This is a genomic window from Enterococcus sp. AZ170, assembly GCF_050545135.1.
GTDB classification, from domain to species: Bacteria; Bacillota; Bacilli; order Lactobacillales; family Enterococcaceae; genus Enterococcus_L; species Enterococcus_L ureilyticus.
On sequence record NZ_CP172947.1, the window covers coordinates 2,631,771 to 2,644,154 of the forward strand.

The window sequence follows — 12,384 nt, forward strand, 5'->3', positions numbered from 1 at the left end:
CATCAAACAATTCACGTTATAGCATCTTTATCATTTTCAATCGTCGTATAATTAGAAACAAAAGTCACAGGTAAAATAATTCTTTTAGGAACCTCTACTCCTTTTATTTTATTCAAAATAGCATCTACTGCTGTAACAGCCATCAATGGAACAGATTGAGCGATCGTTGAAAGTGCATACTTTCTTTCCTGTGCCATTCTCACTCCATCAAATCCGATTAACTGAAAATCCTTAGGTGCTGTTTTGCCGATTGTCTCTAGCGTTTCTAAAACATTTAATCCCATAAAATCATTCACTGTAAAAATACCGTCAATCGTATCATTTTTTTTGATAAACTGTAAAATTTGCTCACGTAAATCTGTGATTGGTTCTGGCATATCTAGGATTTTATACGTTATCTTTTTGTCTCTACAATATGCTAAAAAACCTTCTCGCCGATTAACAGTTTCATTGGGAAATGGTGAAAAACCGCCTATATATGCTACTGTTTTACATCCTCGCTTGACTAATTCTTTTGCAGCTAGCCTTCCACCAGCAAAATTATCTGAGGTAACATAAGTCACATCTTCTGAAAAATGTCGATCAATACTAACAAACGGCAAATTAGACGATACGTATTTATCTACATCTGAATAAGTAATCCCAATAATTCCATCAACCTTATTTTGCTTGACCATTTGGATATATTCATATTCTTTTTCTGGATCACCATCTGCATTACACAAATAAAGTTTATATCCTTTTTTGCTGAGTTCCTCTTCAATATAATATGCAAGCTCTGAAAAAAAAGGATGCCAAATCGTTGGAAGAATTAAGGCTAAAGTATTACTCCGATTGGTTTTTAAAGCCCTTGCATATTCATCAGGTTCATAAGATAATTCATTGATGGCAGCTTCAACTTTTTTTCTGGTAATTTCTTTGACTTTTACTCCATTAATGACTCTAGATACAGTTCCAACGCCCACCCCAGCTAATGCGGCAACATCTTTCATCGTTGCTTTCATCTTATCCCAGCTTTCTTAATAATGATCTGATTTGAATTGTAACATATAATTTTGAAAATAGGGAAACGATTCCAAAAAAACTTCTTAAGCTAATTTCTTAAAATAATTTTTATAAAAAATAAGCTATAACTCTTTCGTAATCTCAAAATTAGATTACAAACAAGTTATAGCTCAAGCTTATCGAACTAATCTAACTCTACGTTATGATAAACTTTTTGAACATCATCTAGATCTTCTAAAACATCAATCATATGTTCAAATTTTTCTAAATCTTCTCCAGCTAATTCAACGTCATTTTGAGCAATCATTTCTAATTCAGAAACGGAAAAGGCTTCAATACCTTTTTCTTTTAAGGCCTCTTGGACTGTATGGAAATCTTCTGGTTCTGTATAGACAATAATTTGACCTTCTTCTTCTGTAACATCACGTACATCAATGTCTTTTTCCATCAAGTACTCAAGAATTTCATCAGCATCCTCACCTGCAAATCCAATCACACCTGTATGATCGAACATGTATGCTACAGCTCCGCTGACACCCATATTTCCACCATTTTTACCAAAAGCAGCACGTACATCTGATGCTGTTCGGTTTACGTTATTTGTCAAAGCATCAACAATGACCATTGAGCCGTTAGGTCCAAATCCTTCATAACGTAATTCAGAGTATTGTTCATCGCCTGAACCTTTGGCTTTTTCAATTGCTCGGTCAATGATATGTTTTGGTACATTATATGTTTTTGCGCGTTCGATCACAAACCGTAATTTCTGATTTGCTTGAGGGTCAGGATCACCCGATTTCGCTGCTACGTAAATTTCAATTCCGAATTTTGCATAAACTCGGCTGTTATTTGCGTCTTTGGCAGCTTTTTTCTCTTTAATATTTGCCCACTTACGACCCATATTCTCACTTCGCTTTCATTCATTATTATTTTTTGTTTATAGCGCCTTTCTTATTATACTTGCCAAATCAACTTTTGTTAAGTGTTTTTTATTTTTAACGGATACGAATCGGAAATCGACCAAAATTCTGTTCTAAAATACTGGGATGTCCTAACTGATAAAGTTGATTACTGCGAATATCTACCGCTAATTGGGTCTTCAAACTTTTCGATACTTTTGTAATCAGAGGCAATGTTAGCTGTTTTTTTTCTTCTCGCAAAAAGCGTTGGCCTTGTTCTGTGAAACCCAAAACTTGTATGTGAGTGTGATTCCAAGAGTTTGTTATTTCTTGTTGTTTAACGTTATTCAAAACATACGTCGCCAATCTTTGAAGACGTGTCCAAGTATATCGTTTTGTTTTTGCTTGCTCCATAAATGTTTGGAAAGAATCCGAATTTTTAGCTGCTTCTTGTAAACGATATTCGATTCCCTCTTTCATTTGGTAAATCTCTTGTAAATCCGAAGTTGAACTGCTGATTAATTTATATTTTAATAGTGGCCAATAATTCTCCCAAGAAATGGTCGGTAAAGTGGCCAAATCGATTACTACTTTTTCTGGCAGTACTTTTGTGATTTGGGCTAATTCATCTGAGAAAACAGCTTTCCTAATTGCAGTAGCACTGGCAAAATCTTGATAAATATTTGTATCATGGTAACCCGCTTGCTCTCGTTTTAAAGGATATAACTTCATTGGCTTTTCATAATTTGCATTCTCTTTAGCATAGCTTAACCCTAATATATGATTAGGTGAAGAAAAGTCTAATCCACTACTTGGGTAAAGCCTGCGGAAAACTTCTGTCATTTGCTGAGGATAACTCATACCGTTATTTTTGATCGTTTGGTACAGTTGATTGATCTCAATCTGATTATTTTTCACAAAATTTCCAAATAATTCATAATCCATCTCTGATTGATTATCAGTACCAAAGCATAAAGCTTCACAATTTAGAGCATGAAGTAATTTGATGCCACCTGCAGCAAAATAATCAGCAGATTGTACAGCATAAGCGAAAGGTAATTCAATCACTAAATCGACCCCATTAGTCAACGCTTCATTTGCTCGTGTCCATTTATCGATAATGGCTGGCTCTCCACGTTGTAAGAAGTTCCCACTCATTACTGCAATCACAACATCTGCTCCGCTCATTTCTCGCGCCATTTTTGCATGGTACTGATGCCCATTGTGAAATGGGTTGTATTCAACAATAATGCCGCAGCTTTTCATCTTTTTTCTCCTTCATCTAGATTATTTCTATTTGAATTCCATCATACCATTTTTATTTTGGTACGGAAACAAAATAAAAATGAGTGGCCAGTTTTGCGTCACTCATTTCCATAACTATTTTTTACAAACAAAAAACCAACGTTTACTTTCTTTGTTTGGTATCTCATCTGTGAAATCAGCATAGGTTTCCACATCCATAAAACCAGCACTTTCCAGCATCATCAAATAGTTTTCCATTGTATAGGTACGCTCTTGATGCAGTTCATCTTGTCGAATAAACACTTCGTCATTTCCATGCTCTTTCACAAAAAATGTTAAAAAGTGTTCGATACTATGCTCTTTTTCTCCAGGATAGCTATCCCATAAAAAGGCAAATTCTTCCGTTTGATAATGGTAGCTATATTCTGGAAATACCTTATCTACTTGATAAATTGAATGGACATCAAAGATAAAGACCCCTTCATCCTCTAAGGCTTGATATACATCATCAAATACTTGTTGAACTTCCTGACGATTGGCCATATAACAAAGGGAGTCAGAAAAACAAGTAATCGCATGATACTGACCCATTTCAGACAAATCCATCATATTCCCTTGCACAAACTGAACATGAACTTCTTCTTCTGCCGCTCTTTTACTGGCCATCATCAACATTTCTTCTGATAGATCTAAAGCTGTGACAGTAAAGCCTGCTTTGGCAAAATTAACAGCTAAAGCACCTGTGCCACAAGCCATCTCTAAAACATCTTTTTTCTCTTCTGGTAAATGACGTTTAGAAAATTCTAACCACTGATCGTAGAGGCTGTCATCCATTACTTCGTCATATACAAAAGCAAATGTTTCGTATGCCATATTACTCGACCCAAGCGTGTAGATCGACCATAGGCGCATCTGACCACAGTTTTTCTAAGTTATAAAAACCACGTTCTGCTGATTGGAATACATGGATGATGACATCACCTAAATCGATCAAGACCCATTTACCGCCATCTTTTCCTTCAATTCGTTTTACTTCTACATCTGCTTCTTCTTCTTTTTCGATAATTTCTTCCACAATGGCATTGATTTGGCGTTCACTTGCTGCTTGGCAAATCATAAAGTAATCTGCTAAAAGTGAAATTTCATGCACATCTAAAGCGACAATTTCCTCTGCTCTTTTTGAATCAGCTGCTTTTACAGCGATTTCTAAAATCTGTTGACTATCTATGATGGTTTCCTCCTAATTTTTAAAACATAGCTGACTCAGTCAGCTTTTCCCTTGATCCAGCTTCTTGAGCTAGCACCGCGGAAAAAAGATGAATTCTGCTTGTGACATGGACCATCACGATCAGTATTCCCTATTTTTCTGTCGGTGCTAATTAAGCTCAGTCAGCTTTTCCTACTACCCAATAATTGTATGTCTCAATTGTTTTTGGATAAATTCTTTGTTCTTGTTCAATAAGGTGTTGTAATGTATGCTTTGTTTCATATGCGACAGCTTCGTCCAAATCAATCAAAGCAATTTCACGGGCTTCTTTTACTCCTGGGAATTTGCGGCCTGGTTCGATATAATCAGCAACATAAATGATTTTATCCAGCAAACTCATGGCAGCCGCTCCTGTCGTATGGAGACGAATTGCTTCTAAAATTTCTTCATCTTCAATTCCAAGCTCTCTTTGAACCATACTAGCACCAATCAGTCCATGCCAAATTGCATTTCCATAAGCCAATAACTGTTGATCATAGCCATCGCGTTTGATGATCAACTCAAACTCTTCATCCGGTCGTTCTTTAGCATAATCATGAGTCAGCGCTGCAATACTCGCCTTTTCCTTGGAGGCTCCATATTTAGCTGCTAAAGCAACAGCCATTTCTTCCACACCTAGAACATGTTGAAATCGACGTTCACTCATATGCATTTGAACTTCCTGCATCAATTCTTCACGCTTATACGTAGTATATTTTCCACTAAATTCCATCTACATACAGCTCCTTTTCTTCTATGTAGTGTATCACACTATCAGGGAGTAAGTAACGTGTAGAACAACCATTTTGGATTTTTTCTCGAATCAGTGTTGAACTGATATCCATTTGTGGAACATCGACCCAGATGATTGGATAAGGGGTAATGGTCCCATAATGTGGCCGACGGATACCCACAAAATTGACCAGAGTTACTAATTCATCGATTTTATACCACTTTGGTAAATATTCTACCATGTCTCCACCAATGATAAAATAGTAATCTGTATCCGGATTATTTTGTGTTAAAGCTTTCATCGTATCATACGTATAGCTCTTTCCTTTACGAAATAATTCGATCGGCTCAACAGCTAAATTTTTATTATCAGCAATCGCAAGTTCTAACATTGTTAATCGGTGTTTACTATCGATCGTTTTTTTTTCATCTATATGAGGCGGTAAATAAGTAGGCATCAAATAGACTTTGTCAAGACCAAGTTGCTGTTGCACTTGGTCGGCCATTACTAGATGAGCCAAATGAACCGGATTAAAATTCCCACCTAAAATCCCTACCTGTTTACGCTTTTGAAAAAGCTCTGCTTCTTCAACAACTACTTCTGCTTTTAATGCTGCATTCGTATTTGTCCCCATTTTTCTTACCTCCAAAATTTAAATTGCTTTAACTTCTTTAGAGATTTTTTGATATTTTTCTTTTGATGATGGTTTGAATAACACTAATACCCGACCGATAATTTGAACGATATCGCAATGAATATCAGCTTCTAAAGCTTTTGCAACTTCTTCTGCTATCTCATCGGTATTTTGGAGTAATGTGACTTTGATCAATTCACGTTTTTCTAACGCTTCATTGATCTGAACCACCATCGCAGCGTTTAAGCCACCTTTACCGATCTGAAAAATCGGTTGTAAATGATGCGCCTGACTGCGCAGATAACGCTTTTGTTTTCCTCTTAAATCCACTAATTTTTCCTTCTCTCTGTTCTCACTTGTGGTTAAATCAACGCTTTTCTTCTTAAAACATCGACGCCTTTTGGTGCCCAACCAGCAACGACGCAAGGCTCTGTGATCGTGATCCAGCCTAGTCCAGCAAAAACAATATCTGTTTTTTCCTTGATAGAAAATTCAAAACGAACCAACTCTGGAAAGTCTGCGACTTCATCAAGACGTGGCGGTTGCAATAAACTACCAACATGCTTTTCATAAAAGGCATCCGCTGTAGCTAGTTTAGTCCGATGAATGGTTAAATCATTTGAAACATAAGCTATAAATGAGCTTCGCTCTCCTTGAATGACGTCAAAACGAGCTAATCCACCTAAAAACAACGTTTGCTCTGGGTTTAGTTGATAAACTTTTGGTTTGATTTCTTTTTGTGGCGCAATGATCTTTAAATCTTTTTTACCAAGATAATGTGCCATTTGATGGCGGTGAATGATCCCTGGGGTATCAATCAAGAAATGTCCGTCATCTAAAGGAATTTCAATTTTATCTAATGTTGTCCCAGGAAATTGTGATGTTGTGATTACGTCTTTTACTCCTGCTGTCTGTTTGATGATTTGATTGATCAATGTTGATTTTCCTACATTAGTCACACCGACAATATAGACATCCTTCCCCTCACGATATTTTTCGATCGTTTCAAGTAAATGTTCCATTTCCTGCGGCTTTTTGGCACTTGTCAACAAGACATCTAAAGGACGCAGCCCTTCTTCATAGGCACGTTCTCGCATCCACTGGATCATTTTCGGTCTTTTTAATGATTTAGGTAGAATATCAACCTTGTTACCTACCATTAAGACAGGGTTATCTCCAATGAAACGATGAAGCCCTGGAATCAACGAACCATTAAAATCAAAAATATCAATGACATTCACGATCAAGGCATCCTTTTTCCCTAGTTCATTTAATAAGCGTAAAAAATCATCATCTGTCAATTGAACATCTTGGATGTCATTATAATGTCTTAAACGAAAACAGCGTTGGCAATAAACTTCCCCTGTCTCCATTCCTTTTTCAAACGCAGCCTTTGGTGTAAAGCCTAATTCATTTGGATGTTCTGTTTGAATGGCTGCACCGCAACCGATACAGTGAATTACTTCACTCTCACTCATTCTAGTCCGCCTTTCCATATCATATCTGGATGTTTCTTCCCTAAATGTTTCATGATCTTTCGTTCAAAAAATCGATTGATTTTCGTATTCCAGCCATCAGTATCCACAATTGGGCGTACTAAAATATTCCTGATTCCAGCCCCATTCGCTCCGCGAATATCTGTCATAATCTGATCTCCAACCATTACTAACTCTTCTGGTTTTAGATTTAGCTTTTTTTCAGCCTCTCTAAATCCTCTTGTTGAGGGTTTTAATGCTCTGGACACATATTCTAAATCAAATTTCTCTACTACACGTTTAATTCGACTAGATTTATTATTCGAAACAACTATAACTGGAATCCCAGCATTTTTCATTTCCAGAATCCAAGTCAATAATTCTTCGGTCCCGTCTGGATTATCCCAGGCAATCAATGTATTGTCTAAATCAGTCAACACAGCTTTGATACCTAATTTTTTTAATTGGCTCGGTGTGATTTTGTAAATCGCATCGACCATCCAAGTTGGTTTAAATTTTGAAAACATAGAAACTCCTCTCATCTCCACGATGATTCTTTTCGTAATGAAAGGAGCACTAAGCTAGTACTCCCCAAGTTGTATTATACTGCATTTCTCTAAAAAATTCTATAAATGCTCGTCATAAGTTTTTAAGAAGCTCAATCATTAGCTTATATCGCAGAAAACTAGACTTTTCACAACTTCTAGTTTATATGATAAACTTTTTTTAAAGATGAAAGAAGATTTCATATGACAATCACCATAAAAAAAATTAATCTATTTGTTCCTGACACAGAACAAGCAATGAGCCTTTATCAAAGAATATTCGATGCAAATGTAATCGAGTTATCAACTGCACAGGAAATAAAATCTGGCTGTTTCAGTATTCGTGAAAGTTTGTTTGCACTAGCAGATGAGCAACCAGATCAGAGCGGAAAATCACCTTTATTATTAAATGGAACTCCTTTTTGTATCCAATTGATTTGTGACAATGCTGAAAAACTTGTGAAAAAAACATTAGATGCAGGCTGCATGTTAGAAATGCCCTTAACTATTGTTCCTAATAAATTCAAGGTAGCAAATATTCAAGATCCTTTCGGTTTTGTTTGGTCTATTTCTGAGATCTATCCTTTAGCTGATTAAATAAAAATATGGAGCTAGCACATTCGGCTGGCTCCATATTTTTATTAATATTTACGAAAGCGCTGATAACGATTCTCTAATAGTTTGTCTATGTCTAGTTGAGAAAGTTCAGTAAATTTACTAATAAGTGCTTTTTGAAGGATTCGATTGATTTTTGCCTGTTCTAATACTTCACCATTCATCTCTTCAGGGATCACACGATCAATGATCGTCAATTCTTTTAATTCCGTTGCTGTGATCTTCATCAATTCAGCTGCTTCTTTAGCTCTACTGCCATCTTTCCATAAAATCGACGCAAAGCCTTCCGGTGACAATACCGCATAAATCGTATGTTCCAGCATCCAAACTTCATCAGCCACAGCCAGTGCTAATGCACCACCACTACCGCCTTCACCAATAATGATTGCGATGATTGGTACCTTAAGATCAGACATTTCCACTAAATTTCTAGCAATTGCTTCACCTTCACCGCGCTCTTCTGCTTCAATCCCGCAATAAGCACCCGCAGTATTGATAAACGTCACTATTGGTCGACCAAATTTTTCTGCTTGTTTCATTAAGCGTAATGCTTTCCGATATCCTTCAGGATGAGGAGCGCCAAAATTACGTTCAATATTCTCAGGTAAATTACGTCCTTTTTGAATACCAACAACAGTTACTGGTTTTTCTTCTAAAGTTGCAATGCCACCCACAACAGCTAGATCATCTCCAAAATAACGATCCCCATGAAATTCCATAAAATCATCAAAAACAGAACTGATATATTCTAAAGTAGTATAACGATCTTGTGCTCTAGCTAAGGTGACAATATCATTGGCTGTTTTTTCCATGTCTATTTCCACCCTTTCATCGTATGAATCTCGACTAATTTGCTGAGTACTTCTCGTAACTGATTTCTAGGAATGATTTTATCAACAAAACCATGATCCAGTAAAAATTCAGCTTTTTGGAAATCATCTGGTAACTCCTGACGAATCGTTTGCTCGATCACTCGACGTCCAGCAAATCCAATCAGACTTTGAGGTTCAGCTAAAATAACATCACCATCCATCGCAAAGCTAGCAGTAACTCCACCAGTTGTTGGATCGGTCAATATGGTAATATAAAGTAATCCTGCATTACTATGACGTTTAAGTGCACCAGAGATTTTTGCCATCTGCATTAGAGAGAAAATCCCTTCCTGCATCCGAGCTCCTCCCGAAGCAGTAAAAATAATTACTGGCAAATGTTGCTCTATTGCTCGCTCAAATAAACGAGTAATTTTCTCACCGACAACCGTTCCCATACTTCCCATAATAAAATTGGCATCCATCACTCCAATAGCGATTTCTTGATTATTAATTTTAGCTTTCCCTGTCAGAACTGCTTCATGTAGTTCAGTTTTTTCCTGCATTATAGCTATTTTATCCAAATAAGCCGGAAAGTCTAAGGGATCTTTAGTCACTAAATCTGTGTCCCATTCTTCAAAACTTTTCTCATCTACCGTTAATGCAAGACGTTCCCAAGCACCAATTCTAAAACTATAACCACAATAAGGACAGACTTTTTCTGCCCCCATATCTTTTGTATATAGCGTACGTTTGCAACAAGGACATTTAGCCCACATATTATCTGGAACTGTCGGTTTTTTTACAGAAGATTGGTCGCCTGTGCGATTTGGATTGATTCGAATGTAGTTTTTCTTTTTAAATAAAGCCATACACCTGCTCCTTTTTAATTATCGCTTTCTGGTTCCCAATTTGGTAAAAATGTTTCTTGTAAAAAGCTCGTATCATACTCACCATCTAGCACATTTTCATGCGTAATCAAATCTAACTGAAATTCTGCATTCGTAATGATTCCATCTGTTACGATCTCATGCAAAGCCCGTTGCATCTTCATTAACGCATCCATCCGATCATTTCCGTGAACAATGACTTTGGCAATCATTGAATCATAATAAGGAGGAATCGTGTAGCCAGAATACATTGCGCTGTCAACCCTTAATCCCATACCTCCACTTGGAAGCAGTAAATTTTTAATTTCCCCTGGAGATGGTGCAAAATTGAAAGCAGGATTTTCAGCATTTATTCGACATTCAATTGCATGACCTGTGATCGTAATATCCTCTTGTGTATAAGGTAATTCTTCACCCGAAGCCACTTTTAGTTGTGCTTTAACAAGATCAATCCCAGTCACCATTTCTGTAACAGGATGTTCAACTTGGATTCGAGTATTCATTTCCATAAAATAGAACTCACCTGATTGATCCATTAAAAATTCAATTGTTCCAGCGTTCTCATAATGAACAGCCTTAGCTGCACGTACAGCCGTTTCACCTAATAACTGACGCTTTTCAGGAGAAATTGCGATCGATGGCGATTCTTCCAGAACTTTTTGATTATTTCTTTGTAAAGAACAATCACGTTCACCTAAGTGAATCACATGTCCATACTGATCACCTAAAATTTGTACTTCGATATGACGAGCTGGATAAATAATTTTTTCCAAGTACATATCATCATTACCGAAAGCCGCTTTTGCTTCTTGTTGGGCAGAGGTAAAATGTTGAGGTAATTCTTCCTTATTCAATACTTTACGTATTCCTTTACCTCCACCACCTGCTGCTGCTTTCAGCATAACTGGATAACCGATATTTTCAGCAATCGTTAATGCTTCTTCAACAGAGCTAATCACACCTGTACTGCCAGGAATAACTGGAACTCTGGCCTTTTGCATCAATTCACGTGCGTTAATTTTATTACCCATTGCATCGATTGTTGCAGCTTTTGGACCAATAAAGGTAATATTGCATTCTTCACACATTGCTGCAAATTGACTATTTTCTGATAAAAAACCGAAACCAGGATGAATCGCTTCGGCATTGGTTACGATTGCTGCACTTAGAACATTTTGTACATTTAAATATGAATCAGCTGCTTTGGCTGGTCCAATACAAATAGCCTCATCTGCAAGCTGTGTGTGTAACGCTTCTTTATCTGCTTCGGAATATACCGCAACGGTCTGTACACCTAATTCACGACATGCGCGAATGATCCGAACTGCGATTTCTCCTCTATTTGCAATTAAAACTTTTGAAAACATAGCTCACCTATCCAATCATAAAGGTCAATTCTGCTTCCGCTACTTTTTTCCCATTCACAGTCGCAGTTCCTTTGCCGATACCGGCTATTGATTTTACTTTCATAATTTCTACTTCTAACATCAAAGTATCACCAGGAACAACTTTTTGTCTAAATTTAGCTTTGTCGATACCACCAAAATAAGCTGTCTTTCCTTTAAAATCAGGCATAGATAATAGTGCTACCGCACCAGCTTGAGCTAATGCTTCAAGAATCAAAACGCCTGGCATCACAGGTTCTCCTGGGAAATGACCTTGAAAAAAAGGTTCATTAATCGTAACATTTTTCTTGGCAATCACTTTTTCACCCACAACGATTTCTTCCACTGTGTCTAACAATAGAAAAGGATATCGATGCGGAATGATTTCTTTGATCTCTTGAATATTCATACCTACACTCCCTTAGATACACGGAAAAGCGGTTGATTAAATTCAACAACCTCTTCATTTTGTATCAAGATTTCCGTAATCACACCATCTACAGTTGACGTGATTTCATTCATAAGTTTCATTGCTTCAACAATACAAACGACATCACCCTTTTTCACTAAATCGCCAACTTGCTTAAAGTTTGCTTTATCAGGAGCCGGCTTTAAGTACACAACTCCGACAATTGGAGAAATGATTTCTTCGATATTTTCAGGTTTTTGTTCTGCTTTTACAGTCTCATTAACAATTTCTTTTACTGTTTGACTCGTAACTTCTGTTGCTTCTTGGCTCACTGTATTATTGTTCATTGCCTGTTTTGCTTCACCTGAAGAGGGTTTTTGTGTCACTTTATTTTTATTCATGTAAAGACCAAACGAACCTTCTCTAAGGTCAAATTCAGTTAGAGTAGATTGGTCAAATTGCGTCAATAATTCTTTTACTTCATTGATATCCAT

At 36.8% G+C, this 12,384-nt stretch carries 16 protein-coding genes; 1 reads left to right on the top strand and 15 read right to left on the bottom strand.

From position 1 onward, the window contains the following. Window positions 1-11 precede the first annotated feature (11 nt). The 10 genes from IGJ55_RS12690 to IGJ55_RS12735 all read right to left on the bottom strand — a co-directional run bounded on the left by IGJ55_RS12690 (window position 12) and on the right by IGJ55_RS12735 (window position 7,764). Window positions 12-1,004 carry a LacI family DNA-binding transcriptional regulator gene (locus IGJ55_RS12690; protein WP_069640104.1) on the bottom strand — a complete coding sequence of 331 codons (993 nt, stop codon included), beginning with the start codon at window positions 1,002-1,004 and terminating at the stop codon, window positions 12-14. A 185-nt stretch (window positions 1,005-1,189) separates the two neighbouring features. Further along, on the bottom strand, window positions 1,190-1,906 hold the full coding sequence (locus IGJ55_RS12695) for a YebC/PmpR family DNA-binding transcriptional regulator (protein ID WP_430606596.1): 717 nt from the start codon (window positions 1,904-1,906) through the stop codon (window positions 1,190-1,192). A 94-nt stretch (window positions 1,907-2,000) separates the two neighbouring features. After that, complete coding sequence (locus tag IGJ55_RS12700) at window positions 2,001-3,170, bottom strand: nucleotidyltransferase (protein WP_430606597.1); 1,170 nt, start codon at window positions 3,168-3,170, stop codon at window positions 2,001-2,003. A gap of 114 nt (window positions 3,171-3,284) precedes the next feature. Next, window positions 3,285-4,022, bottom strand: coding sequence for a class I SAM-dependent DNA methyltransferase (locus tag IGJ55_RS12705; protein ID WP_069640101.1), 738 nt, complete (start codon window positions 4,020-4,022; stop codon window positions 3,285-3,287). Between the two features lies 1 nt (window position 4,023). Continuing rightward, window positions 4,024-4,362, bottom strand: a complete 339-nt coding sequence (rsfS, locus tag IGJ55_RS12710; protein ID WP_069640100.1) for a ribosome silencing factor — start codon at window positions 4,360-4,362, stop codon at window positions 4,024-4,026. 172 nt (window positions 4,363-4,534) lie between these two features. After that, a complete protein-coding gene (gene yqeK / locus IGJ55_RS12715; RefSeq protein ID WP_430606598.1) occupies window positions 4,535-5,128 on the bottom strand; it encodes a bis(5'-nucleosyl)-tetraphosphatase (symmetrical) YqeK in 594 nt (197 codons plus the stop codon). After that, the gene (locus IGJ55_RS12720) at window positions 5,118-5,762 is read right to left on the bottom strand and encodes a nicotinate-nucleotide adenylyltransferase (RefSeq protein ID WP_430606599.1); all 645 of its coding nucleotides are present in this window, start codon (window positions 5,760-5,762) and stop codon (window positions 5,118-5,120) included. Before IGJ55_RS12720 ends, yqeK begins: the two co-directional genes overlap by 11 nt. A gap of 18 nt (window positions 5,763-5,780) precedes the next feature. Further along, on the bottom strand, window positions 5,781-6,092 hold the full coding sequence (gene yhbY, locus IGJ55_RS12725) for a ribosome assembly RNA-binding protein YhbY (RefSeq protein ID WP_069640097.1): 312 nt from the start codon (window positions 6,090-6,092) through the stop codon (window positions 5,781-5,783). Window positions 6,093-6,124: 32 nt separating this feature from the next. Continuing rightward, complete coding sequence (gene yqeH, locus IGJ55_RS12730; RefSeq protein WP_069640096.1) at window positions 6,125-7,240, bottom strand: ribosome biogenesis GTPase YqeH; 1,116 nt, start codon at window positions 7,238-7,240, stop codon at window positions 6,125-6,127. Then, complete coding sequence (locus IGJ55_RS12735; protein ID WP_207121215.1) at window positions 7,237-7,764, bottom strand: YqeG family HAD IIIA-type phosphatase; 528 nt, start codon at window positions 7,762-7,764, stop codon at window positions 7,237-7,239. The genes yqeH and IGJ55_RS12735 overlap by 4 nt, the downstream gene beginning before the upstream one ends. Before the next feature lie 222 nt (window positions 7,765-7,986). Between IGJ55_RS12735 and IGJ55_RS12740 the strand changes: the two genes are divergently transcribed. Continuing rightward, window positions 7,987-8,379 (top strand): VOC family protein, encoded by a 393-nt coding sequence (locus IGJ55_RS12740; protein ID WP_430606600.1) that lies wholly within the window; start codon window positions 7,987-7,989, stop codon window positions 8,377-8,379. 44 nt (window positions 8,380-8,423) lie between these two features. Here IGJ55_RS12740 and IGJ55_RS12745 read toward each other — a convergent pair whose 3' ends face one another. From IGJ55_RS12745 to accB, 5 genes are read right to left on the bottom strand one after another with little or no spacing between them, the layout of a single operon-like run. Beyond that, window positions 8,424-9,209 carry an acetyl-CoA carboxylase carboxyl transferase subunit alpha gene (locus tag IGJ55_RS12745; protein WP_242551037.1) on the bottom strand — a complete coding sequence of 262 codons (786 nt, stop codon included), beginning with the start codon at window positions 9,207-9,209 and terminating at the stop codon, window positions 8,424-8,426. 2 nt (window positions 9,210-9,211) lie between these two features. Further along, window positions 9,212-10,078 carry an acetyl-CoA carboxylase, carboxyltransferase subunit beta gene (gene accD / locus IGJ55_RS12750; protein WP_430606601.1) on the bottom strand — a complete coding sequence of 289 codons (867 nt, stop codon included), beginning with the start codon at window positions 10,076-10,078 and terminating at the stop codon, window positions 9,212-9,214. 14 nt (window positions 10,079-10,092) lie between these two features. Continuing rightward, window positions 10,093-11,463: an acetyl-CoA carboxylase biotin carboxylase subunit gene (locus IGJ55_RS12755; protein ID WP_207121218.1), complete on the bottom strand. Its 1,371-nt coding sequence runs from the start codon at window positions 11,461-11,463 to the stop codon at window positions 10,093-10,095. A 7-nt stretch (window positions 11,464-11,470) separates the two neighbouring features. Then, on the bottom strand, window positions 11,471-11,890 hold the full coding sequence (fabZ, locus tag IGJ55_RS12760) for a 3-hydroxyacyl-ACP dehydratase FabZ (RefSeq protein ID WP_010760451.1): 420 nt from the start codon (window positions 11,888-11,890) through the stop codon (window positions 11,471-11,473). Between the two features lie 2 nt (window positions 11,891-11,892). Next, complete coding sequence (gene accB / locus IGJ55_RS12765; RefSeq protein WP_069640090.1) at window positions 11,893-12,384, bottom strand: acetyl-CoA carboxylase biotin carboxyl carrier protein; 492 nt, start codon at window positions 12,382-12,384, stop codon at window positions 11,893-11,895.

What these genes read in the sequence shown, in the direction of transcription:
- IGJ55_RS12690 (WP_069640104.1), bottom strand. Translation starts at nt 1,004, where the DNA reads ATGAAAGCAACGATGAAAGATGTTGCCGCATTAGCTGGGGTGGGCGTT.
- IGJ55_RS12695 (WP_430606596.1), bottom strand. Translation starts at nt 1,906, where the DNA reads ATGGGTCGTAAGTGGGCAAATATTAAAGAGAAAAAAGCTGCCAAAGAC.
- IGJ55_RS12700 (WP_430606597.1), bottom strand. Translation starts at nt 3,170, where the DNA reads ATGAAAAGCTGCGGCATTATTGTTGAATACAACCCATTTCACAATGGG.
- IGJ55_RS12705 (WP_069640101.1), bottom strand. Translation starts at nt 4,022, where the DNA reads ATGGCATACGAAACATTTGCTTTTGTATATGACGAAGTAATGGATGAC.
- yqeK (WP_430606598.1), bottom strand. Translation starts at nt 5,128, where the DNA reads ATGGAATTTAGTGGAAAATATACTACGTATAAGCGTGAAGAATTGATG.
- IGJ55_RS12720 (WP_430606599.1), bottom strand. Translation starts at nt 5,762, where the DNA reads ATGGGGACAAATACGAATGCAGCATTAAAAGCAGAAGTAGTTGTTGAA.
- yqeH (WP_069640096.1), bottom strand. Translation starts at nt 7,240, where the DNA reads ATGAGTGAGAGTGAAGTAATTCACTGTATCGGTTGCGGTGCAGCCATT.
- IGJ55_RS12735 (WP_207121215.1), bottom strand. Translation starts at nt 7,764, where the DNA reads ATGTTTTCAAAATTTAAACCAACTTGGATGGTCGATGCGATTTACAAA.
- IGJ55_RS12740 (WP_430606600.1), top strand. Translation starts at nt 7,987, where the DNA reads ATGACAATCACCATAAAAAAAATTAATCTATTTGTTCCTGACACAGAA.
- IGJ55_RS12745 (WP_242551037.1), bottom strand. Translation starts at nt 9,209, where the DNA reads ATGGAAAAAACAGCCAATGATATTGTCACCTTAGCTAGAGCACAAGAT.
- accD (WP_430606601.1), bottom strand. Translation starts at nt 10,078, where the DNA reads ATGGCTTTATTTAAAAAGAAAAACTACATTCGAATCAATCCAAATCGC.
- IGJ55_RS12755 (WP_207121218.1), bottom strand. Translation starts at nt 11,463, where the DNA reads ATGTTTTCAAAAGTTTTAATTGCAAATAGAGGAGAAATCGCAGTTCGG.
- fabZ (WP_010760451.1), bottom strand. Translation starts at nt 11,890, where the DNA reads ATGAATATTCAAGAGATCAAAGAAATCATTCCGCATCGATATCCTTTT.
- accB (WP_069640090.1), bottom strand. Translation starts at nt 12,384, where the DNA reads ATGGATATCAATGAAGTAAAAGAATTATTGACGCAATTTGACCAATCT.